Annotated in this window: 14 protein-coding genes and 1 pseudogene; 4 read left to right on the top strand and 11 right to left on the bottom strand. The window is 38.3% G+C overall.

Annotated features, from left to right (window positions below; genetic code table 11):
* Positions 1-65 precede the first annotated feature (65 nt).
* Positions 66-684 (bottom strand): annotated as a pseudogene (locus tag ACP6PL_RS23215) (IS630 family transposase); the annotation flags it as partial.
* Positions 685-991: 307 nt separating this feature from the next.
* Between ACP6PL_RS23215 and ACP6PL_RS23210 the strand changes: the two are divergent.
* Positions 992-1,297 carry an alpha-hydroxy-acid oxidizing protein gene (locus tag ACP6PL_RS23210; RefSeq protein ID WP_426547659.1) on the top strand — a complete coding sequence of 102 codons (306 nt, stop codon included), beginning with the start codon at positions 992-994 and terminating at the stop codon, positions 1,295-1,297.
* Positions 1,275-2,153, top strand: coding sequence for an alpha-hydroxy acid oxidase (locus tag ACP6PL_RS23205; RefSeq protein ID WP_426547658.1), 879 nt, complete (start codon positions 1,275-1,277; stop codon positions 2,151-2,153). Before ACP6PL_RS23210 ends, ACP6PL_RS23205 begins: the two co-directional genes overlap by 23 nt.
* 378 nt (positions 2,154-2,531) lie before the next feature.
* On the opposite strand, the gene ACP6PL_RS23200 is transcribed toward ACP6PL_RS23205, so the two are convergent.
* A complete protein-coding gene (locus tag ACP6PL_RS23200; protein WP_426547657.1) occupies positions 2,532-3,431 on the bottom strand; it encodes a LysR family transcriptional regulator in 900 nt (299 codons plus the stop codon).
* 166 nt (positions 3,432-3,597) lie between these two features.
* Between ACP6PL_RS23200 and metE the strand changes: the two genes are divergently transcribed.
* Positions 3,598-5,955 carry a 5-methyltetrahydropteroyltriglutamate--homocysteine S-methyltransferase gene (metE, locus tag ACP6PL_RS23195; RefSeq protein WP_426547656.1) on the top strand — a complete coding sequence of 786 codons (2,358 nt, stop codon included), beginning with the start codon at positions 3,598-3,600 and terminating at the stop codon, positions 5,953-5,955.
* A 365-nt stretch (positions 5,956-6,320) separates the two neighbouring features.
* Here the strand turns inward: metE and ACP6PL_RS23190 are convergent, their stop codons facing one another.
* The 7 genes from ACP6PL_RS23190 to ACP6PL_RS23160 form a co-directional block, all read right to left on the bottom strand.
* Positions 6,321-7,973, bottom strand: coding sequence for an iron uptake porin (locus ACP6PL_RS23190; protein ID WP_426547655.1), 1,653 nt, complete (start codon positions 7,971-7,973; stop codon positions 6,321-6,323).
* A gap of 186 nt (positions 7,974-8,159) precedes the next feature.
* Positions 8,160-8,768, bottom strand: a complete 609-nt coding sequence (locus tag ACP6PL_RS23185) for a hypothetical protein (protein ID WP_426547654.1) — start codon at positions 8,766-8,768, stop codon at positions 8,160-8,162.
* A gap of 214 nt (positions 8,769-8,982) precedes the next feature.
* Complete coding sequence (locus tag ACP6PL_RS23180) at positions 8,983-9,879, bottom strand: (2Fe-2S) ferredoxin domain-containing protein (protein ID WP_426547653.1); 897 nt, start codon at positions 9,877-9,879, stop codon at positions 8,983-8,985.
* A 484-nt stretch (positions 9,880-10,363) separates the two neighbouring features.
* Complete coding sequence (locus ACP6PL_RS23175; RefSeq protein ID WP_426547652.1) at positions 10,364-11,068, bottom strand: CADD family putative folate metabolism protein; 705 nt, start codon at positions 11,066-11,068, stop codon at positions 10,364-10,366.
* Between the two features lie 529 nt (positions 11,069-11,597).
* A complete protein-coding gene (locus tag ACP6PL_RS23170) occupies positions 11,598-12,056 on the bottom strand; it encodes a hypothetical protein (protein ID WP_426547650.1) in 459 nt (152 codons plus the stop codon).
* 530 nt (positions 12,057-12,586) lie between these two features.
* Positions 12,587-13,930, bottom strand: a complete 1,344-nt coding sequence (locus ACP6PL_RS23165; RefSeq protein ID WP_426547649.1) for a calcium-binding protein — start codon at positions 13,928-13,930, stop codon at positions 12,587-12,589.
* A 673-nt stretch (positions 13,931-14,603) separates the two neighbouring features.
* On the bottom strand, positions 14,604-15,851 hold the full coding sequence (locus tag ACP6PL_RS23160; RefSeq protein ID WP_426547648.1) for a TolB family protein: 1,248 nt from the start codon (positions 15,849-15,851) through the stop codon (positions 14,604-14,606).
* 662 nt (positions 15,852-16,513) lie between these two features.
* On the opposite strand from ACP6PL_RS23160, the gene ACP6PL_RS23155 reads away from it, so the two are divergent.
* A complete protein-coding gene (locus ACP6PL_RS23155) occupies positions 16,514-18,115 on the top strand; it encodes a mechanosensitive ion channel family protein (RefSeq protein WP_426547647.1) in 1,602 nt (533 codons plus the stop codon).
* 878 nt (positions 18,116-18,993) lie between these two features.
* Here ACP6PL_RS23155 and ACP6PL_RS23150 read toward each other — a convergent pair.
* Both ACP6PL_RS23150 and ACP6PL_RS23145 read right to left on the bottom strand, forming a co-directional pair.
* The gene (locus tag ACP6PL_RS23150) at positions 18,994-21,186 is read right to left on the bottom strand and encodes an MSCRAMM family protein (protein WP_426547646.1); all 2,193 of its coding nucleotides are present in this window, start codon (positions 21,184-21,186) and stop codon (positions 18,994-18,996) included.
* A gap of 622 nt (positions 21,187-21,808) precedes the next feature.
* Positions 21,809-23,335 (bottom strand): tetratricopeptide repeat-containing S1 family peptidase, encoded by a 1,527-nt coding sequence (locus tag ACP6PL_RS23145; protein WP_426547645.1) that lies wholly within the window; start codon positions 23,333-23,335, stop codon positions 21,809-21,811.
* Positions 23,336-23,846: the final 511 nt, after the last annotated feature.

Raw genomic sequence — 23,846 nt, 5'->3', positions numbered from 1 at the left:
AATCTGAATCTATTCAAGGATGCTCATGGTAGTTACGAGCCAGTTCCATGGTGGAAGATATAGCGCTACGCAAAAACGTTAGGACAGTTTTTGAATGCTGCATCTACACATTCTCTGACTGTTTCAAATTCAGGTAACATTTGTTTCATCAAAATTTACAGACCACCAGTTCTCAATGCATGTTTAAATCTGGAAAATAAGCCGGGAGATACCAAAGTTCGCATCCAGCTTTTTCTACGATTTCTCTAATTATTTCTCCCTTATGAAAAGTGGCATTATCCAAAATAATGATATCTCCGGGTTCTAATTGAGGAATCAAACTTTGAGATAACCAAGTTTCAAATAAATCTCTATTACAACAACCTTAAAAAGTTAAAGGAGCGAAGATTTTGCCATCTTTTAAAGCACTAATCCAACTCACTCTTTCTCTTCTTTTTCCACATTTGAAACCGTAGCATCTTTCTCATGAAAGGACTATAAGCATAAGGATAATCTTCTCTGTTATCAAATCCAGCAACGCCCTAGATAAACTCTTCTTTTTTTATCAATTTTTGAAAGTTTTTCTTGAAAAGCTTCTCGTTCAGGTTCATTCCTTTCCTCATACCCGTAAGTTTTTTTTCTTGTAATTCCTAATTTTTGGCAAGTATAACTGATATTTTGTTGCGTGACGTTATTTCCCCATAATAAAGTACAAAAAAATCAGAAATTCTCTTTTTCTGTGTACTTTTCCCTTTTTCCTATTCCCTAATATTGGCCATTACCGAAATATTGTGGTTTAAAGCCTCCCCTTGGATAGGGGATAATAAATAAAAAATTTCCTGTTAGTCAATCCTCTTCTTTTCAAGGAGAGGTAATTCTCAATTCTTAATTCTCAATTCTCAATTCTTGAATTATTCCCCATTGCCTCAAGCGACTAATTATTTGACACGACTCAAATAGGATTGCTATGGTATGGACTGCCTAGTAAACATAAATCTGACTGAGGTATTTTATGAGATTGAATGACTGTCACAATTTTCAGGATTTCCGCAAATTAGCGAAACGCCGACTACCACGAGCGATTTTTGATTACATCGATGGAGCCGCCGATGATGAACAGAGCTATCGGCGCAATACTGAAGCCTATGGAGACTGCGATCTTATTCCGAATGTGCTTGTCGGTGTGGAAAATGTGGATATGTCAGTTGAGGTGATGGGGCAAAAACTAGATATGCCTATCTACTGTGCCCCTACAGCATTGCAACGCCTTTTTCATCACGAAGGAGAGCGTGCGGTTGCGAGGGCTGCTGCAGAATAAATATGGCACGATGTTTGGGGTGTCTTCACTGGCGACTGTAACCGTTGAAGAAATCGCAAAGATTGCAAACACGCCGAAGATGTTTCAGTTCTACTTCCATAAAGATCGCGGCTTGAATGATGCGTTACTTGAACGCGCACGAGCAGCGGACTTTAATGTGTTGGCATTAACCGTCGATACCATTACAGGTGGTAATCGCGAACGCGATAAGCGTACAGGATTTACTTCGCCACCAAAATTAACACTTGACTCCTTAATGAGTTTTGCGACGCACCCAGCATGGGCTTGGAACTTTTTGACAAAAGAAAAGTTCGATATGCCACATTTGTCTGGCTATGTCTCGCAGGGAACAAATTTAGCAGTCTCTGTTGGTGATTACTTCTCAACGATGCTAGATCAATCCATGAATTGGAATGATGCTGAAAAACTTTGCTCACAGTGGAATGGGCAGTTTGCACTGAAAGGGATCATGAGTGTGGAAGATGCCAAGCGTGCTGTTGATATTGGTTGTACGGGTATTATGGTTTCTAACCACGGTGGCCGTCAGCTCGATGGTTGCCGTAGCCCCTTCGATCAACTCGCAGAAATTTGTGATGCTGTTGGGGATAAAATAGATGTCATTTGCGAAGGTGGTATTCAGCGCGGTACCCATGTGCTTAAGGCGCTATCTGTTGGAGCTAAAGCATGTTCAGGAGGGCGATTCTATCTTTTTGCATTGGCCGCTGCTGGGCAAGCAGGAGTTGAGCGGGTTTTAGGTAATATGTGCACTGAGATTGAGCGTGATATGAAATTGATGGGAGTGACTAAGCTCGATCAATTGAGTAGAGATAATCTACGCTTTCATCACTCACGATGAGAGAAAGCTGCGTAGGGTGGGCAAGATCTAATGAAAGAATTAAGAATTTTCCTCCTTTGATCGATAAATACAATGATCAAAATGCTTGCCCACCTTACCCATCACACCACCTCAATGCTACGAGCAAGTATGCAAGACTTGGGATGAATTCCAGCCAGGAGTTAGTGCTGGGCAAGATGAACAACTTCTAACAATCTGTCAGAACTGAGAACTCAATAAACTGGTTATTTAAACCATAATTAACCTGAGTTCTGGTTAACAGAGTTAAAGCTTATCCAGAACTCAGGTTAAGCGAGTAGCCATTGCGGAGGATGGTGCTGATGTTTGGTAACTTTCAGCTTACTCCATCCTCCCTTCCTTATCCCGAACTCAGGTGATTCAAGAATGCTCACTGTAGTTACGAGCCAGTTCCATAAATGCATTGAGATAATTAACTTCGAGATCGGTGCGACGGACGCCCAAGAAGATTTGCTTTTGGACGCCGCTGGGACCTAGTCGCACTGCACGCACAGGATATTTTTCCGAGAATTCCTCGACCAGCCAACGTGGTAAAGCTGCCACTCCGCGTCCACAGGCAACCATTTGAAGCATTATGTCCGTACTCTCGACCACTTTCTGTTTTCTGACCGTCCTGCCCGCCGGAGCGAGGAAGTAGGTGTAGATATCTAGGCGATCCTGAGAAACCGGATAGGTAAAAAGCACTTCCTCGCCGAGCTGCTGGGGGATGACGTGATCGTTCTCTCTAAGTGGGTGATCCGAAGATACCACCAGAACCTGCTCATAATCAAATACCGGCTCAAAGTGTAGTGATTTTTTTCGCAGCGGATCGGGTGTCACCAACAGGTCGATTTCATAGGCGAAGAGCGCACCGATGCCGCCAAATTGGAACTTCTGTTTGACCTCAAAATCCACCAACGGCCAGGCGCGCAAGTAGGGAGTCACTATCTTCTGCAGCCACTGGTAGCATGGGTGGCACTCCATACCAATTCGTAATGTTCCCCGCTCACCACGAGCGAACTGTGCTAATTGTTCTTCTGCGTAGACGAACTGGGGAATCAGGCGGTTGGCTGTAGTCAGCAAATAGGTTCCTGCCGGAGTGAGGCGAAGGCTACGTCCTTCCCTATGCCAAAGCTTTATCCCTACCCGATCTTCCAGCTTACGCATACTGTGGCTTAACGCCGATTGTGTCAGGTGAAGCGCATTTGAAGCTGCGGTCATACTCCCATGCAAGTCAACCGCGCGGATAATATCAAGGTGGCTGCGTTCGAGAAATGTCATTGCTCAGTTTTCCATGAATTTTGCTCATTACTCCATGAATAAACATCATTTGTATTCCCTTGTCAAGGTCAAGTCTGATAGATATAGTAAGATTAATGTCCAATAGACAACAAGGAAAACAGCAAAAGAAATTTGCTGGAATACTCTTACATCGGAGACAAGTTCTATGAGTAACAGCCATAAGACAACTATCAAAACACATTCCCTGGGCTACCCCCGCATCGGAGCCAAGCGTGAATTAAAAAAGGCTACCGAAGCATATTGGAAAGGCGAGCTGCCTCTTTCTGAGCTGATAGCTACAGGCAAGAACTTGCGCGAAATAAACTGGAAGAAGCAACAGGCAGCCGGAATCAATCTGATCCCGGTCAACGACTTCTCCTTTTACGACCAAGTGCTAGACATGAGCTGCCTGCTTGGCAATGTGCCGTCGCGTTTCGAGTGGCAAGGTGGGCAGACAGATATCAACACCGTTTTTACCATCGCTCGTGGTACGGAGGGCGGCGCTTCTTTGGTTGAAGACGAGAAGGACTGCCAAGCAAACAAAATTTCTACTTTCGCTAGCGAAATGACAAAGTGGTTCGATACGAATTACCACTTCATCGTGCCTGAGTTTCGGGCAGATACAAAGTTTTCCCTGAGCGGAACCAAAGTCTTTGATGAGTTCGCAGAAGCTAAGGCACTGAGGATTAACGCGAAGCCAGTGCTAATCGGCCCCGTGACTTACCTCTCCCTAGGTAAGGTACAGGATTCTAGCAACCCAGACTTTGAGCCGTTGACCCTTCTTGATAACCTTGTCTCCGTCTATGAAGAGATTATCAACAAGCTTGCAGCCGCAGGAGCGGAATGGATACAGCTCGATGAGCCGATTGTTTCCACCGATCTTAGCGATCTACAGCGCGATGCTTTGAAGGCAGCATACGATCGCCTCTCCAAGGCCAAAGGTTCCGCAAAGCTCCTCGTCACCACATATTTCGGTGGCGTTAGAGATAATCTTGAGGACTACCTTGGGTTGCCGGTTGACGCCTTACACTTCGATTTTGTCAGGGGTTCAGAGGACATCGACACTGTTATGGCAACCTTCCCGAAGGACAAAATTCTCTCCGCAGGAATCGTTGAAGGCCGCAATATTTGGAAGAATGATTACGATGCCTCACTAGAAGTTTTGAAGAAGGCCAAGGCCACTGTTGGTGAGGATAAGCTCTGGGTCGCACCTAGCTGCTCACTTGTGCATTCGCCTGTAACCCTGCAAAACGAACGAAAGCTTGATGAAGAGCTGAAAAACTGGCTGGCTTTTTCCGACGAGAAACTCACAGAAGTTAGTGAACTCCGGCAGCTTCTGGATGAAGTCGGAAGTGCGGAAGCTCTAGAAGCCAACCGTGCCGCTGCTGCTTCTAGAAAGTCTAGCAAGCGCATCCATAATGATGCTGTTAAAAAGCGTCTTGCTGAGGTTAAGCCCAGCGATTTCGACCGCGCCTCAGCCTTTGCCGAACGCCAATCCAAGCAGCGGGCTAAACTCAGTTTGCCGGATTTCCCGACCACTACCATCGGCTCGTTCCCGCAGACCAAAGAAGTGCGTCATGCGCGCGCCCAGTGGAAGAAAGGAACCCTAAGCGATGCGGACTACGACCAGTTCATTAAGGAAGAAATTGCTAAATGCGTTGCTTTCCAAGACGAGATCGGGATTGATATGCCTGTTCACGGCGAGTTCGAGCGCAATGACATGGTGGAATACTTTGGCGAAAATCTTGAAGGGTTTGCCTTTACCAGCAACGGTTGGGTGCAAAGCTTTGGCACTCGCTATGTGAAGCCACCGATCGTGTTTGGTGATGTCAGCCGATCCAAGCCCATGACTGTCTACTGGTCTAAGTATGCTCAAACCCTGACCGATCGCCCGATGAAAGGGATGCTCACTGGGCCGGTTACGATCCTCCAGTGGAGCTTCGTACGCGACGACCAGCCACGCTCCGTAACCACGCATCAGATCGCCCTGGCTATTCGCGATGAAGTGGTGGACTTGGAAACTGCTGGCATCGCTGCCATCCAGATCGATGAACCTGCTTTCCGCGAAGGCTTGCCGTTACGCCAGAGCGAGTGGGATCACTATCTCGACTGGGCGGTGAAGGGTTTTCACCTCAGTGCCTGCGGTGTCAAGGATGACACGCAAATCCACACTCATATGTGCTACTCCGAGTTCAACGACATCATCGAATTCATCGCAGCCATGGACGCCGACGTCATTACTATTGAGACCTCGCGCTCAAATATGGAGCTGCTTGATGCCTTCGTGGACTTCAAATATCCAAATGAGATCGGCCCAGGGGTCTATGATATCCACTCGCCACGGGTGCCCCCCACCGATGAAATGAGTAACCTCATGTCAAAAGCGGAAGCCGTGATTCCCCGTAAGAACCTCTGGGTTAACCCGGATTGTGGCCTCAAGACTCGCCAATGGTCGGAAGTGAAGCCTTCGCTCATCAACATGGTCGAGACCGCAACAAAACTTCGCGCTATAGCGTCCAACTAGCTAGTTGTTGCCCCTAAAGTAGCGAAGCTGCGATTTGGGGCAATTTAGCATAATTTCGGAGAATCCCTTCACTGGAGTGGATCAGAAAACAGAATCCATTATGTTCGACATTTTTAACGAGCTCAAAGCCCAGGCCAAAATCTTGCTCGTCATTACCCATGACCTCAGCAAAACCCTGGATAATTAGGATCAGTTGTTATTGCTGAACAAGCACGTTGTCGCCAAAGGCCCGCGCCACGAAGTTATGACAGAAGATAACCTGCTGACCGCCTACGAAGGGCCGGTACTATTATCAATTAATGAATCAGTGTCCTTATGCAGAATCCCGCCTTCCGCAGGATTGGTCAAGCGATCGCCGATTTTAGTTAAAACCTAAACTGAGTCCGGAATGTACTAACCCAAATAGTATCATTAACATCATCGTGATTAGGATTAGTAATCACAAACAAACCAGGAGTCAAAGAGATATTATCATTAACTTGAATACGATAAATTGCCTCTATATGTATAGATGTATCATCATCCTTCAATGAATCATCATCACCCCCATCAGTCACAATAGGAGGTACACCTACCATCAAACCACCAAGATTTCCTTCTCTCAATAAGTCTGGGAAAGCAAAATAGAACATTCCATTAATGATAGTAATATCATCATCATCACTATTCTCAGTTTCTGGTCGCGCCCAGGTGGAACCAAACCAACCTCCCACTTCCAACTTTTCATTCACTCTCCAATGAGCTTGCAACCCAACGTTATCAGCAGTCGTGGCAATACCATCAAAAGGATCTTGAGCTTTGAAACTACCAGTACCATTAGTAATATCTACCCCATCGTCACCCCAATACTTACGCACATAACCTAGAGTAAATGCCAAGCTATCGTTAGGTTCAATCACAAGCTGACCTAATGCACTGTAAGCACCATTGAATGCACCAGCACCTTCTTGAGGATTTGCCGGATCGTCTGCTAAATAAGCTACATTTACCTGAAACTTATCATTAAATGCGTAGCTAAAACCAACACCTGCATTAGCTGGACCGCGGAACATGGTAGGGTCGCGTCGTCCGAATCGAGAGATAGTGCCATCCCCTTCATCTGCAAAGGGTGTTAGAACTACAGAAACGTCATCTAGGTCAACTCCAATAGGACCGATGAGAGCTTGGGCACGTTCTCCAATGGGAAACTGATAGAACATTAGGTCAATACCAAAATCATCACTACCATCACCTTCATCAATAGAGGCAAGAGTCATTAAGGTATTGGTGAGTTCTGGTTCGCTCAACTCATTAAGATTATTAGCTTGTAGACGAGTAAAGAGCAAATCTTCTCCAGTAAAGCTAGACTCAAACTCTAGCCTGACACGATAAGAAAGAGAGGTCTCGGTTTTGTCATTGCCAGAAGATTCTCCACGGGCTGATGCTCTTTCTCCAAAGGTATCATTTAACCAAAACAGAACTTCTCCGTTAAGTTTAGTAGTAGTTGAAAATTGATTGCTTTCTAGTTCAGCGGTGCGTGCTTCCAAAGAATCTACACGACCGCGCAATGCAGCTAGTTCGGCTGCAAATTCTTCTTGTAGTCGTTGCAATACAGCTAAGTCTTCTCTAGTAACTAGGTTAGTGGTTGCTGCGGCGATTAATTCTGTAATTCTGTCTAGGCAAGCATTTAATCCGGCAGCAAATTCAAAGCGAGTCATGGCGCGGTTGCCTTTGTAGGTGCCGTCGGGATAACCTGCGATACAACCATAACGTTCGACTAATGATTGTAATGCTTGGAATGCCCAATCTGTAGGTTGCACGTCTGATAATTGGGAGACAGATGTTACCTGATCTATTGGCTCTTCTGCTTCTAGCTCAGATACAGTAGGCATTTCTAATGAGGGGTCATCCATTGGTAGCGGACGCAATGCCTGGGAGATTTGTATTGGGGGAGTGGCCTGAGCAGGATTGGCTATGAATAAGGTGGTACTCAGAATAATGGGGCTATATTTTCTAGCTTTCTTAAGAATTTTTTTCATTAATTTATAATTAATACCTATGAATTGTTTGTGGTATCCTATACTGATTTAAGGATAAAAAGCAAATATTATCCAAGCTGACAAAACTATTGTTGGATAAGGATATAAGCGAGGGTCAAAAATTGACTTATTTTTCAAGTAACGAATCTCAAAACATTTATTTAAGAGGCTGTTTGTCAAGTTGTCTTAAGTAGGAGCGATAGAACTCCGTTCCCCTCTTTTAAAGAATTTAATCCCATTCCAAATTAACAAACTGTGGATAAAAGTTAGAGCGATCGCCCAGACTATATTTTTAACAAAAATCCTCCCCAAAATAGCTACTGTTAAACCATGACTGTCTCCCGCCATTAAGCTAGCAGTCAGTAATATTATCCCTTCAAACAAGACATATCCTATGACTAAACTACCACTCAACCATAAATAATACTTCCAGATTCTCTGCTCGATAAATTTAGGCTTAAGAGTAGCTAGAATTGTTACTAATAATGTTCCCAAACCCATCACCAATCCCCAAGTCAAAGATTCTAAAGTCTGGGGATATTGACGGAGAGTAAAACCATAGAATTGATTAACTAACCAAATGATTATTGAAGAAATTATAGCCTGTTTTCTATTGAGTGTCACCCCACTAATAGCAGCAAAACCTACTAAAGGAATGTGAGGATAAATAATACTACTAGCACTGCCAATAGTAATTAACAAAAATTGCCACAGACGAGAATGAGACATTGCTTTTTGAGCATGGCTCCAAACATTATAATTTTCCGGCGAATCAACTGCAATTTGATTATTCATAAATCTTGATTCCTACCATTTTTCAAAAATAAGTTTTACATATATTAAGATATCAAATCCGGTAGTATCGGTATAAAAAAGCGGAGAAACCTGGTTGGTCTCAAATGCTCTACAATACTAACATTGAACTCCCACAAACCTGGTTTGTTATAATACTGCGAAAACTGTTGTTTTGTCAAAATTTTTAGCTTATCAAAATCTGGCATTCAGAATTCTAAATTCTAAATTCTAAATTCCGTGAAACGGTATTAGGATATAAATTTTTAGATAACTTCTCCCCTCCTAATAAATGCTCTTTAACAATACTTTCAGCCACATCAGGAGTAACGCGAGTGTACCAAGTTCTGTCTCCAGAATAAAAGACCACCGGACCCATTTTGCAAACTTCTAAACAGCCAGAAGTAATCACATCTATATCTAATTCTGATGTTTTTACCGCAGTTTGTAAAGCTTCAAAAATTGGCTGCCACTTCCTAGAAGGATAACACCGACTCGACCGACAAACAGACAAATAAGGTCGTTTTAAAGGATTACTATTAAAAGGAATTGGACGAGTTCCTAAAACATAAATTTCTCGTAATTCTTCATAAAGTGCAAGTTTGGAAAATTCCGCTTTTTTCACCGGCAAATAATCTTCATCTTCCCCTAAAAATGGATTGGGCAAAAATATCGTCATTAACTTTTCTCCCGCCCCATTCCAAAACTCAATTCCCCAACTTTTTGCCACTCCTTCAGGATTTAAGTTACGATAAAATGCTGCCCGACTTAAAAGACGTTTTTCTCTTAATTCTATTGGTGTCGTACAGTGAGGTCCTCCTAAATTTTTTTCTAAGCATAAATGAAGGTGCCAAGCGGGAGTCGCTACTGTTAAATAACCATCATAAATTAAGCAAATTTTTGGGGGTTCAGTGAATTCTAATTCTAATACCCCACCTTCAACAACATGACCTATTTGAACTTGCTGCCAATTTTGCTGAATTAAAGTATACAATAGAGGGCCAGTGACATCTATTGTAGTAGGAAAATCTTCATATTCTATCGTTCCACCTTTAGGATTTTTTTCCGATACCGTGCGTTTTAATGGTGTCACCCATTGATTAAATTCACTCATTTTAGTTCTCTGGATTTAAAGTTTGTTTATCACCAAAATACCTCAAAGGTAGGAGTTTGGAGACAAAACACTTGCAAAAGACCAGCTATATTTTAGTCAATACTATTTAATTATACTTGTTGATTCTTGTTGCTCTACTCCCTATTCCCTTCCACTGATTGAATAACATTAATTACTCCAATAGCTTCCAAATAAAAACTACCAGAAGTAGCAACTGAAGATGATGCCTTCAGTTGGTTCAACTACTGTGGTCTATTTAGGAATGAGAATAAAATCAAACCGGATAAAATTAATTACGCTCAAGAGGTTTATGTGGCTGAAACCATAATTTCCAGGTCTTATTTAATTTCCGTTCCTTACCTTAAAATTGCTGTAATTAATTCACAACTTACGCAAACAAACCAAGAAACCGGGTTTATTGCCCTGATATTTTTGTTAAAACCACGAAATTTACTTCATAAACCCGGTTTCTGCGTAAGTCTTATTAATTAACAACTTGACAATATTCTTCATAAACACCATCAAGTAATAAATTCAAAGCGTCTACTGCTGTTTCTGCTGCTGTTAATGCTTCCTGTTTTTGAGCATCAGTTTCACAGAGTTTTACTAATGCTTCTCGCGTAACTTGGCTGTGAATTTCATCGGCTTTTTCATGTACTTTAAAAAATGCCAAAGCTGCTTCAGAATTAATGCCGTAAAATTCTTTCAAACCAGCAATTTTAGTAGTAGCTACTTCGGGAATTTGCGATTCATAAGCATAGAGAGCAGCTAAACCTTTTGCTGGATTTTCACTGCGGGATAACTGCTGTAAAAGCTTCACAGATTCCTGAGTTTTTGCTAGGTGTTCGCGCTCTTGTACAGCTTCCCGTTTTACACCCAAACCTTCTGCAAAACGCAGCCATAATTCTGGGTGATTTGCCGCTCCCATTTCTTCTTCCATGAGGTTTTCTAGGAGCATTTTTCTGATTTCTAAGTCGTCACAAGCTGCGTGAGTAGCACTAACATAAGTAGGGAAATAATGAACTTGTAGATAATATTCTTTAGCGTACTCTTGCAACATTTCTAAAGATAATTTTCCTTCATTCCACATTTGATAGAATTGGTGCTTAAGTAAATGTTGTTTTTCAATAATTTCGTCTAATTGAACAATAAACTCTTGAACGGTCATTTTGGAATTTTCAATTAACATGATTATTCGGCAAATTAATTAAGAATATCTACAAATAATATCATAATTTTTTTTATTGTCAAGAGGTGAATAAATTTTATCAAAATCAACTGTTAATAAAGAAGAATTTATTCAAAAAAAAAATTTATTAATGGTATAAATTGAAAATAAAAGTAATATCATGTCCGTTGGTATCGTTTGTGTAAAAGCCGGTAAAATATCCACCATATTTAAGTTTTTTTCTTCTCTCAAAGCTTCTTCCTTCTTCCTTCTTCCTTACCTTCTCTATACAATACCAATGCTACCGGACATGATATAAATACCTTGTAAGTATTCAGCTATTAGCATTCAGCTTTTGCCAAAATCAATCAACTACTAATATTAGCTAAATAATTTTTTTTTAGATTTTTTAATTATCCTTGGATACCAATTGCTCTTTTGAGTTAATAATGAGCTAAGAATTTATAATTAGAGCATTGAATCGCTGACGGATGAACTCTTACAATAACTTTTTTTATGTCAAATTAAAGATATAATAAATCACCAAATTTTAAATATGATGATTATTTTGATATTCAGAAGAATATTGAGATGGAAATTCATCCCAACTTTTGATAACTTGCTGATAACAATCAGGCGGACTAATCGGTAAATTAGTAAGATAAAAGAAAGTAACAGAACTGCCAGATTCTAACATGAAAACTATATCCTTTTGAGGATTGTAATTATCAACAGCCTCCAGAATATGATCATTCATAAAATGTCTTTTAAGGAGAACCGTATCAGGTGCTTTTAACCAGGCATTGAGAAGAGGTGCAAGATTATTACGAGGCACAAAATGTACTTTAAATGTTTCTCCAGTTGCACTAATCATAGGTGAATTTGTACTGCAAATAATTAGACCCCGTTGGCCACTTAAATAACCTTGCCAAGCATTATATCCTATAGAGATTAAATTAGTAGCAATAAACTCTTGCTGCCAATTATGTAAATAATTTTCTTGCTCCATTTGATTCAATAACCTATTTAACGAAGTCAGAAGTCAGAAGTGATTTTTGTAACGGGGATTTAAAGCCCCTCTCCAAAAATATTTCGCCGATATTGGCGGGGTTTTAGACCCATATTATTTTGATTAGGACTTACGCAAAGGTACTATCTATAGATTAAAAAAAACTATTGCGCAATAGTTTTGAACTCTGCATATATAACGCTGTGCGCAGGCAACAGGCAATAGGCAACAGGAAGAATAAATTGCTGATAATATAAGATTTTTAGCTATTGGACAGTTCCTGTAATTTGTAAATATGCCAGCGCACATTGCTATATCGTCTCTGCGTAATTCCTATCAGTATTTCAACCCTCTGATTTTAGTCGGAGGTTAACTGATAACTGAAACTACTGCCGTCTCAAGACTAAAATGGTCGGTTAGGAGCGAGAACTACCGAAGACCTCTGCCCCAACCCCTCTCCTGCAAGGAGAGGGGGTTGGGGGGTTAGGTTTTCGCGCCCCACATTTTCAAGCTTGACACGTCACTACTGACTAAATCACATTAATTACACCGATCGCTTCCAAGTCAAAACCACCGGAAGTAGCAGTTGGTGGTGCAGTTGTCCAAGGGTCAAAAATGGGGTCTCCTGTAGCATCTAAAAAGCTACCATCACCAGGAATATCCACAACCCGAACAAACCGAATAGCATTAATATCTACCGCACCAGATGTTACTAACGGATCGTTAATTAGGTCATCTAAGTTAAAAGGAGTTCCCCACGAACTGCCAAAAAATTCTCCCTCAAACTCAGAAGCATTATTAACGTGCTTACCAGCTAAATTATAAACTTGTGTGGGGTCAATGACATCAAAACTACCTACTGGTTGCCCTGTCAAAGAGTCGCTAGGAAAACGAGCAAAGTTTACCCCATCGCTGGAAACTTCAACGAATGCTAGTTCGGCAAAAATACCGCCGAGATTATTAAAGCCATTTTCAAATACCGCAAAATCGGCTCCCGCACCGTTACGAATACCAGAGTCAAAGCTTAAAGTAATCTCTCCTGGTGGTACACCTGCATCTATTTGCTCTCTTGTTAAACCTCCCAGTGAAGCAATATCAATAAAATTATCTGTTCTGGCGGTAGGTTCTAATGTTAGTTCGGGAGTTTGGAATCTTTCATCGACTCCTGGTGCAGGGGAATAATTTTGAAATCCTGTCGCCCATGCTGCAAATATTGGATTAACAACACTGTCCGGTCTGATTAACCCTTCACCCTCAGAACTAATAAAACCAGGGATGGCAGAATCTATTTTTCCTGGGTCTTGGGTGGAACTCGAATAAGGTCCTACTTGTTGGACAAATATGCTAAATTGGTCTTCGGTAAGTTCGCTGCTGTTAACACCTGAAAGAATGGCTAAAAATTCTCCTGTGACTCCATCTTGGATAATGCTGCTGTCAGCTAGTTCATTACTACCTTGAAAAATATTGAGGTCTTCAAAAGTTATTCCTCCTAATAAACCAATGTCATCCTCTTCTGGATTAAAGTCCGTAATTAAGTCTGCTTGGTTAATATCTAGCTCTCCCGTTGGTGGTTGATTTTGACGTTGGAGAACAAAATCATCGAAACCCTCTCCCCCAGTTAACGTGTCCGTACCTACATCGCCATAAATATCATCACTGCCAGCACCTCCAGAGAGATTATCGTTCCCTTTGCCACCTCGCAGCGTATCCCCACCAGCATTTCCGTTGAGAATATCGTTGCCTTGATTGCCACTAATCAAGTCTCCACTTTCCAGACCATTGATTGTGTCATCTCCTCCTAAACCAAATATTTCGTCTGCCTCCAAACTACCTGTGAGGAGTTCACTATTTTCTGTTCCTATTATTGTTGTCATTTTATTTCTTTTGAAATTTATGCAAGAGTTTCTATAGCAACTTCCTTGCTCATAACAAAACAGTTGCGCTCGCTATTAATACCACTTTTAACCGTCGCTTCTATTACTTGTTTTTAACAGTAGATTCCGAAGCACTTTTTGTAATTTTTGCTAACTTTAATCGGTGTTATTTTTTTCTTAGTTATTGAATGAGGCATAAGGGAAAATTGCATAGAGAATATTCCCACCCAAAGCAATTTTAAGCGCGGTTACTATGGTGGTGCATTAAACCCACAAAACAAAAGATTATTGCTAATTTACTACTTTTGAAGTAGTAGTTATTTCCCAGAATTTGGTTTAAATAAGCTCTGTCTAAATATCTGTAGCGAAAGGTTCTTATTTAGGGCTAATTCCCTAATTATAATAACTATTTAAACGAACATGATATTACAGGTAAAAGTTTCATCCTTTTTATCTCAAAGATTGATGTTTTATTCATCTATTGGACAATAGTTGTAGAAGTATGAAGTACATCTGCAGAGCAAGTGCGGTAGCTATATGCTTTCATACAACAAAGCCTTCCATAATTGATAATTACCTCTCCCGAAAACGGATAGGATTGAATAAAAGGAAAATAAATTTATTGTTTCTCTTGAAATAGAAGGCTTTAAACCTTAATTATTCGGTAATCTTATTAAAAAACATTCTGACTCCAGAGAAAAACATCCCGACTATTATTAGCATCTCCCACCACTAAATTAGTTGCAAAAGAGTCAAAAGCAACAACTTCCCCAGAAGCTGAAATTGCAGGATTAAAAGAACTAAAATTTCCCTCTAACCCCTGGTTATTTAATGATATTCTAGTTGTGACACCATTTAGCAAATCTCGCACAAATATATCATTAGTTCCATTGCTATCCCCAGGCACCAGTAACGGGTCGAAAGAATCAAAAGCTACAAACCTACCATCATCAGAAATCGTTGCTGCAAAAGAACTTCTACTGACTTGATTACCAAAAATATCCACAGAGACGCGAGTCGTGATGCCATTTAGCAAATCGCGCACAAATATATCTCTGACACCATTAGTATCTCCCGGTACTAGATTAGTTGCGCTAGACTCAAAGGCAATAAAGCGACCGTCGGCAGAAATAGAAGGACTTATGGAACTGAAATCTCCTTGATTACCTAAAACATCTACTGAAATACTGCTGGTAATCCCAGTTAGGGTATCGTGCCAAAAAACGTCTCTGGTATTATTAATATCTCCTGCCACAAGATTAGTCGCGAAAGAGTCAAAAGCGATAAAGCGACCATCAGCAGAAATAGTGGGGTTGAAAGAACTGAAATTTGCTCGATCACCCAGGGAGTTTCTAGATATTTGGGCAGTTATACCAGTTAGGGTGTCATGTAGAAAAATGTCTCTGGCGTTATTAATATCTCCAGTCACTAGGTTTGTGGCATCAGACTCAAAGGCAATGAAGCGACCGTCGGCAGAAATAGTGGGGTTTATTGAGGCAGCATTGCTTTGGTTGCCTAGAGAATCTACAGATATTCTTGTGGTTGTATCAGCTAGGAGGTCTCTGAGAAAAATGTCGGTTGTATTATTGTTATCTCCTAGCACTAAATTATTAGCATTAGAGGCAAAGGCTACAAAGCGACCATCGCTAGAAACAGAAGGATGAAAAGAATTGAGATTTCCCCCAATTCCAAAAGAGTTTACCGAAACAATATTTGTAGTTTTAAATTCTCTATTTGTAATAAAAATATCTGTTTGGTTATTTGTGTCTCCTATTACTAAGTTATTAGCAGCAGACTCAAAAGCAATATAACGACTATCAGCAGAAATAGAAGGATTAATGGAAAAGTTATTTCCTTCATTTCCTTGAAAGTTTACAGATAAGCGATCGATGTTTGTTTGAGGAATAATGTTTGTAACCATGCTCCGAGAATAAAAATCTATGTTATTGACTTAGTAATAATATCAAGCGCGATAAATATTTGCTACAAATAGCTAGGGAATTTTTTCAGAGCCAGGTAGACGTATTGAAACTGTAATATTATCTTAAATTTTTATGGCGTTGGTGATTTTGGCTATGATTTTTATCAGTGTAGAAATCGGGTTTGTATTAAATACCCATACTTTACTGACACCTGTTTCCCACAAATTCGGTTTCTCATAAGGCGCTCCTTAGATTTCAGAGCTTGATTCACCAACACTATTTTTATTATAGAAATTCTAAATTATTTATGAAAAAAATATATAGGTTTGGTCTTCAAATTCAATTTTAGATAAAATATTACAACCTATTTAGGATTGCTATATTAACTGTGAGTTATTAACTTATTATTACACTAAAGGAGGAATTAGCTTTCAAAGGAGACTTAAAAGTTATGAATGAAATTAATAGTCACCTAACCTTAGTAGTTATTACTTTTGGAGTGGCAGTAGTTTTAGAGAAGTAAAATTTTTACACTTCTTGTATGAATGATTTTTGTTGAGGCTATAATGCTAATTATTTTATCTCAGCATTTAGCAGATAAAATAAACTAATAAAATTAAAAAAATAAAAAGCTTATTTATTATAAATAAAACAGGTTAATATGGTTGAAATAAATAAATTTTTAGAAAATTTAGCAACTTTAGGAGCGATAGTTGCCATACTATATTTGATAACATTTATAATTCTTCCTCCTTTATTTCGTCAATTATCTTCAGATGCAGCTATCACGACTTTAAAAATTATACGCAAACCTTTATTGGTAATTACACTATTTGTCGGGATTCAAATATTATTAATTCCTCAATTGAAATTCGACAGTTATGAAGTTTGGGTGAAGAAAGGATTAACTGCTCTAACTATCGCTATAGTTACTTATATTATCGGTCAACTTTTAACTCAAGTTATTCTTTACTACTTAAAAGATTATGCTAATAAAACAGAAGCTATGTGGGATGATGTTTTAGTTCCCATCCTTGAAACCATATTGCCAATTGTAATCTATGTTATTGGTGTCTCATTTTTCTTACAAGTTTTGGGAATTAATATTAGTGGACTTTGGGTCGCCATTGGAGGAGCATCCTTTGTTATTGGCTTTGCATTCAAAGATTCTCTAGCCAATTTCCTCAGCGGTTTGGTTCTATTAGTAGATACTCCTTTTCAATTTGGAGATGTAATTTTACTTTCTTCTGGTCAACTAGCGGTTATCAAAAAAGTGGGTTTACGAGTCACTCATTTGTATGTTGTTAGTAACCACAGTGATCTTTATATTCCCAACTCAAACTTTGAAAAAACAGAAATTGTTAATTTAACTCGTCCTACTCCTCATTATTACGATCAACTTGAAGTTCCTATCATGTCAATGGTTGAACCAGGTCAAGCAATTGAGTTAATTGAAAAGGTAGTCTTAGCACATCCTGATACAATGGGCGAAATTGACCGAAAAGTTGAACTTATAAATCAATTTTATGGATTTTCTAAACCGGGAATAAAAACAGAAAAGAAGCGAGAAGCAGGTTTTATACGACTAAAAGCAGAACAAAAACTAAATCATAAGTTAAAGGAAATAGAGGATGAATTTTATGCCTTATCTCAACAGGTAAAACAGTTTGAAGATAATGGTTTAGAAGACAATGAAATTATGACTATTCAAGAAAATTGTTTGAATATTTGTGAGCAACTTGGTTTATTCACAAAAGCAGATTCTTTAAGTAATCATCAACGAAAATTAATTCTAGAAGAAGGAGATAGTGCGAGTGCTGGAGGAGACTCTTTGATTGGTTTAGTCAGAGAATGGTATAGTGCCTGGTTAGAAGATACAGATTTGTTGTTAGAAGATCGGAAAATACTTCCTGAATTTTGGGAGCAAAAAATTAAACTTCTCAAGAGGAAAACTAATAAATTATTGGTAAAGGCGAATAATCTTTCCATTGATGATACACGATTCGATGATGTTGTTGACAATCTTATCCTATGGTTACAAGAAAGATTTAAACACTCACAAATTGAATGGCAAAATCCGAAAATTTGGATGCAAGAAATTAGGGTTGTTGGAGGACCAGCAATGGACCCTAACAAAGTCTTTATCGTTAAGTTTTTTGTAGATGATATTAAGCTGGAACACTGTGAACGGGGAAATAGAGTCAAAAATGAACTCTATCGGGAGCTAATTTGGCAACTTAGGCGCTCCTATTTAGGAAAATAAGTAGGCTTTGCTGAAAAAGTCTTATGGGTGAGGTTGAGGTTAGGAGTCAGAATTCAGAATTCAGAATTCAGAAGAGATGGGAATTACAAAGAATGTAGTTGTCATAATTGCCCTTTAATATCATGTTTGGATAATCAGTTATAATAAACATTCTTCACTTCCTCTAATTTACTTTTTCTCTCCCGACTCCTGTACGGGCGATTCGCGAATCGCTCCTACGACTCCTGACTTTTCTTCTCTCCTGACTCCTGACTCCTGGCTCCTGACTCCTCCCTACGTTATTTATAAGTATTCAACCGAACATGATATAATTTCTGCGCCCAAGTCTTGGCAAAATCCTAACTTTTTGAGCATTTTTAACTGAAAACCAGGTATATACTTTTTTCTAAGCCAAAAACCTTCAAACCTTTATATGTCAATCCTGTGATATTTAATCAGCAAGCTCTAATACCAATTTCATAAAATATTACTACAGTGTGCTTGTTTTGAGGAGTTAGGAGTCAGAATTCAGGAGGTAATAATTTTAGTATTTATTTTTACTGAGAGTAAAAATTTTCTATTTTTGACTTAAAATAGTCTGATAACCATAATAAATAGTTTTTGACTAAGGTCTAATTTGATTTGTACTCCCGAAGTTGGGAGCAAATTTACTAACAGTTTTGGTTAGATCTTTAGTGTAACTATCTTATTTGAATCTGGTATAAGTAGTGGTCAAGTTTAAAATGGTGTCTTAGGAGTGAGCAACAAGCGAAGACCTCTCCCCTAACCCCTCTCCTGCTTTTGAGAGGGGAGAAATCCCCCCTTCCCTTGGAGGGAAGGAGGTTGGGGGGTTAGGTTTTTTATCTACTTTTTAATTAGCCACAACCTATTTAGGATTGCTATAGGAAAGAAAATTCACTAAAGTTGCCAATATTAACATTATCAATATCACTACCTGGAGTTATATCAACAACTGGATCGGCAGTAGTTTGAGAGAAGCCAAATTTTTGCACTTCTCGTATTGTGTAAGTATTGGGAGGTAAATCCTCAAATGAATAGAAACCAAATTCATCAGTTATAGTTGCAGGTTCCCCAATATCTAAGAGACTATTATCATTCAAATCTAGATACAAAGTGAAGTTATCTAAACCATTTTCTCCTGGTTCAAATATTCCATTAGCATTTCTATCATTAAATTTAATGCCGTTAATTTCACCTCGGTTACTTACATTCCCAATATTGATATTTATAATGTTACTTCCTGGAGTTAGATTAATAATTGGGTCGGGGGTAGTTTGGTCAAATTCTGGATTTTGAGTTTCCCGAATTATATAACTATCTGGCGGTAAATCTTGGAAAGAATATTCACCATTAATATCAGTAATAGTCGGAGGTTCTCCATCATCCAAGAATCCATTTTGATTCAAGTCTAAATATAAAGTAATATTTGATAAACCCAATTCTCCAGCATCAAATATTCCATTAGCATTCGTATCATTAAATTTCGTACCGCTAATTTCACCTCGATTATTTACATTACCAATATTGACATTTGTAATGTTACTTCCCGAAGTAACATTCACAATGGGGTTGGGAGTAGTTTGAGCAAAACCTGGTGGGGAAATTTCTCTCAATATATAAGTACTAGGAGGTAAATCTTGGAAAGAATATTCACCATTAATACCAGTAATAGTCGGAGGTTCTCCCTCATCCAAGAATCCATTTTGATTCAAGTCTAAATATAAAGTAATATCTTGTAAACCATTTTCTCCAGGGTCAAATCTTCCATTAGTATTCGTATCATTAAATTTCGTACCACTAATTTGACCACGATTATTTACATTACCAATATTGACATTTGTAATGTTACTGCCTGGAGTTAGATTAATAATTGGGTCGGGAGTAGTTTGGTCAAATTCTGGATTTTGATTTTCCCTAATCGTGTAAGTATTAGGAGGTAAATCTCGGAAAGAATATTCACCATTAACGCCAGTAATAGTCGGAGGTTCTCCATCATCCAAGAATCCATTTTGATTCAGGTCTAAATATAAGGTAATATCTTGTAAACCATTTTCTTCAGGGTCAAATCTTCCATTAGTATTCGTATCATTAAATTTAATGCCACTAATGCTACCTCGGTTACTTACATTGCCAATATTAACTGTTAGATTACTTCCTGGAGTTACATTTACAATGGGGTCGGGAGTAGTTTGGTCAAAATCTGGTGGAGAAATTTCTCGCAAGATATAAGTATTAGGAGGTAAATCTTGGAAAGAATATTCACCATTAATACCAGTAATAGTCGGAGGTTCTCCCTCATCCAAGAATCCATTTTGATTCAGGTCTAAATATAAAGTAATATCTGCTAAACCCAATTCTCCAGGATCTAATCTTCCATTAGTATTAAGATCATTAAATTTAGTACCGCTAATTTGACCACGGTTACTCACATTCCCAATATTAACTATCAGATTACTTCCTGAAGTCACATTTAAAATTGGGTCGGGAGTAGTTTGAGTAAAATCTGGTGGAGAAATTTCTCTCAAAATATAAGTATTAGGAGGTAAATCTTGGAAAGAATATTCACCATTAACACCAGTAATAGTCGTAGGTTCTCCCTCATCCAAGAATCCATTTTGATTCAGGTCTAAATATAGAGTAATATCTCGTAAACCATTTTCTCCAGGGTCTAGTCTTCCATTAGTATTCGTATCATTAAATTTAATGCCACTAATGCTACTTCGGTTGCTCACATTCCCACTATTACCAATATTGATATTTGTCAGATTGCTGCCTGGAGTTACATTTACAATTGGAGTGGGAGTAGTTTGGTTAAAACCTGGTTGTTGAATTTCTCTAATTGTATAAATATTAGGTGGTACGTTATTGAATAAATAACCTCCGAAATTATTAGTAATATTAGCAGGTTCATTGAAGTCTAAAGAACCATTGTTATTAATATCCAAGTAAATTGTAAAATTAGGTAACCCAAATTCGTTAGGGTCTAACCTACCATTGGCATTAATGTCATTGAATTTTAAACCACTAATATTACCTGTAGGGTTAAACTGAGATGCTGTTAATGTCGCCATATATTACTCCTTTCACTATAGAAAATTTTTTATTTTCCTTCGTAGTTAATAATCTTTATATTGAGCAAAATATTTTTGTATGTTAAATCAAGTCAAGAATAATTCTATCTGCAAGTTTTAATTTAAAATTCTGAACTATATTGATAAATCCGGATAAATAACTCAGTTTTATTACTGACGCCTCAATACACCTTAACTATCAAATAAATTCTGAGTAACTTGTGATAACATCGCAGATTTATGTGGGTTAATCTGTAGGATATGCCGACCTTTATGATGTAGATATTATCGTTAACTTTAGAGAATAAAAAACACGGCATAATGTTCCGTGCTTTTCAAGGTAAACCTACTATATAAATTGGATTGTAAATTCTGACTACCTGTGCAAAAAGACTACTATATATTGATTTTTAAGAATTGAGAATTGAGAATTACCTCTCCTTGAAAAAAAGAGGATTGACGAACAGGAAAATTTTTATTTATTATCCCCTGAAAAGGGGAGGATTTAAACCACAATATTTCGGTAATAATTTAGCAATCAGCTATTGATTATAAAGGAGGGAAAAGAAATTTTCTTTATTTGCTGATAGCTGACTGCTAAACGCTGAATGCTTACTATTGATTACCACAATAAATTAGGTTGTTTACGAGGAGGATAATTTTTTTTTTCAACCTCACTTTGATTTGGTATCCACTCGACAGGATCGGGCGGCAAACTATGTTCCTCCAGAGCATTTAAAAAACTCAAAACTTCTGGATCGTTCGGCTTAAGTTTCACCGCTTGTTGGGCAGCTTCTCTAGCTTTTTCATAATCCCCTAAACGATAAAGAGCTTCCCCTTTTCCTATCCAAGCATCAGCAAAATCAGACTTTAATTGAATTGCCTTATCATAAGCAGCGATCGCTTCTTCATATTCCTGAAAATTTGTTGTTAAAATATTTCCTCTGAGATACCAAACCCCAAAATCATCTGGCTTATATCTAATTACTTGATTAAAAGATATTAATGCCTCGTAAGGTTCATCTAAATAAGCAAATAAAGCTCCTTTATCTCGCCAAGCTAAATAAAAGTCTGGTTTAATTTTTACGGTATTTTTATAAGAATCTATTGCTGCATCATACCTACCTAAAGCAGATAATACATTTCCCTTGCCATACCAAGCTGGATAGAAATTTTCCTTGATTTTTATTGAGCGTTCAAAAGCTACTAATGCTTCTTCAAATCTCTCTAACCGATACAAATGATTTCCACGGTTTGCCCATGCTGCTGCACTAGAAATATCTCCTGTTTCTGGAACTTTTAAATAAGCTTCTATAGAAAAAGCTTCTTTTTGAGTTAGTTCTGGTGGGGGTGAATTTTCCAATTGAAAATTTAATCCCATATTTAAGTTATCTGCCAACTCTAAAAAAGTATTAATGGGAATGCCATAACTAAAACCAATACTTACCCTCTCCACTGAATTAGAATCTTCATCATAAATTTTTGTACCTTCAGAAGCACCATGAATTCCAATCACTCTTCCTTGAGTATCTAAAATAGGTGCGCCACTCAAACCTAACTCAGTAATATTATTATAAAAAAGTTCATAGCCATTAGAAACCGGATCTTTAATAAAGGCTAATTCATAATCTTGATTAATTAATAATCCTGGACTAAATAAACGTTCTCTTTCAGCTAAAGGTAATCTCGACTCCGGCCAACCAGACACAAAAACATGGCGAAATTCTGATTGGTAATCATATTTAGCCAAAGTAGCAACTTGATATTTTTTCTGACTCCGAAACTCTAAAAGTGCTAAATCAACTCCTGGCAATTTAATTATTCTTTGATAATCAATTTCATATCTTTCTCCATCCTTGGTAAGAATTGCATATTCATCTTGAGTTTCCACAACGTGCTTCGCAGTTAAAACATAATAAGTATCTTTTTTACTAGAGACAATTACTCCAGTAGCCGGATTTATAGCATCAATTAATACTGTAAATTCTGTAGAAATTTGCTTAATTTCATCTGCCATTAACGCTATAGCAGCAGGTTGTGTTAAAACAATTGCTGTAGGAGGAATAATTAACAAAGAAGAAGTGATAATCAAGGTGTGAATTGGGAATAAAAAATTGACTAAATTCCATAAAAAAAAATTAATTTTCATATTTTTATCTTAATCAAAATAGGATATTGATAGTGATCTAATAGTTGCAGAAGATTAATAAGGAGAAAAATCAAGTTGTTAAGACCAAACCTCGCGCATTTTTGCTATATATCGTTTATGTTTGTTAATGTTTATTTATACGAATTTTGAAAAATATTGCTCTACTTGAAAGCTAGAAAAAATAACCTTCATAACAACTAACTTTGACGCATTTTTTCTACCATAAAGTGTCTAAGTACCATAATGTTTTTTTGGGAAATCAGTAGTTTTGTTGCCTATGCCACAATAAGGATTTTTGCTTACTTATTTCCATCTGGAGAGAAGTCAGTCGTTCTGTTGCGTATAACCCAATAGGAATTTTTGCTTACTTATTTCCATCTCGAGGAAAGTCAGTTTTTCTGTTGCGTATAGCGCAATAGGAATTTTTACTTACTTATTTCCATCTGGAGAGAAGTTAGTTTTTCTGTTGCGTATAGCGCAATAGGAATTTTTACTTACTTATTTCCATCTG

This window comes from Dapis purpurea BLCC-M126 (assembly GCF_050015975.1).
Classification (GTDB): Bacteria; Cyanobacteriota; Cyanobacteriia; order Cyanobacteriales; family Microcoleaceae; genus Trichodesmium.
This window is presented reverse-complemented; position numbering and strand designations above follow the sequence as displayed.

Bases quoted from the DNA above. Each gene is read 5' to 3' on its own strand.
- ACP6PL_RS23160 (WP_426547648.1), bottom strand. From the start codon at position 15,851: ATGGTTACAAACATTATTCCTCAAACAAACATCGATCGCTTATCTGTA.
- ACP6PL_RS23210 (WP_426547659.1), top strand. From the start codon at position 992: ATGAGATTGAATGACTGTCACAATTTTCAGGATTTCCGCAAATTAGCG.
- ACP6PL_RS23145 (WP_426547645.1), bottom strand. From the start codon at position 23,335: ATGAAAATTAATTTTTTTTTATGGAATTTAGTCAATTTTTTATTCCCA.
- ACP6PL_RS23175 (WP_426547652.1), bottom strand. From the start codon at position 11,068: ATGTTAATTGAAAATTCCAAAATGACCGTTCAAGAGTTTATTGTTCAA.
- ACP6PL_RS23190 (WP_426547655.1), bottom strand. From the start codon at position 7,973: ATGAAAAAAATTCTTAAGAAAGCTAGAAAATATAGCCCCATTATTCTG.
- ACP6PL_RS23165 (WP_426547649.1), bottom strand. From the start codon at position 13,930: ATGACAACAATAATAGGAACAGAAAATAGTGAACTCCTCACAGGTAGT.
- ACP6PL_RS23155 (WP_426547647.1), top strand. From the start codon at position 16,514: ATGGTTGAAATAAATAAATTTTTAGAAAATTTAGCAACTTTAGGAGCG.
- ACP6PL_RS23150 (WP_426547646.1), bottom strand. From the start codon at position 21,186: ATGGCGACATTAACAGCATCTCAGTTTAACCCTACAGGTAATATTAGT.
- ACP6PL_RS23170 (WP_426547650.1), bottom strand. From the start codon at position 12,056: ATGGAGCAAGAAAATTATTTACATAATTGGCAGCAAGAGTTTATTGCT.
- ACP6PL_RS23180 (WP_426547653.1), bottom strand. From the start codon at position 9,879: ATGAGTGAATTTAATCAATGGGTGACACCATTAAAACGCACGGTATCG.
- metE (WP_426547656.1), top strand. From the start codon at position 3,598: ATGAGTAACAGCCATAAGACAACTATCAAAACACATTCCCTGGGCTAC.
- ACP6PL_RS23200 (WP_426547657.1), bottom strand. From the start codon at position 3,431: ATGACATTTCTCGAACGCAGCCACCTTGATATTATCCGCGCGGTTGAC.
- ACP6PL_RS23185 (WP_426547654.1), bottom strand. From the start codon at position 8,768: ATGAATAATCAAATTGCAGTTGATTCGCCGGAAAATTATAATGTTTGG.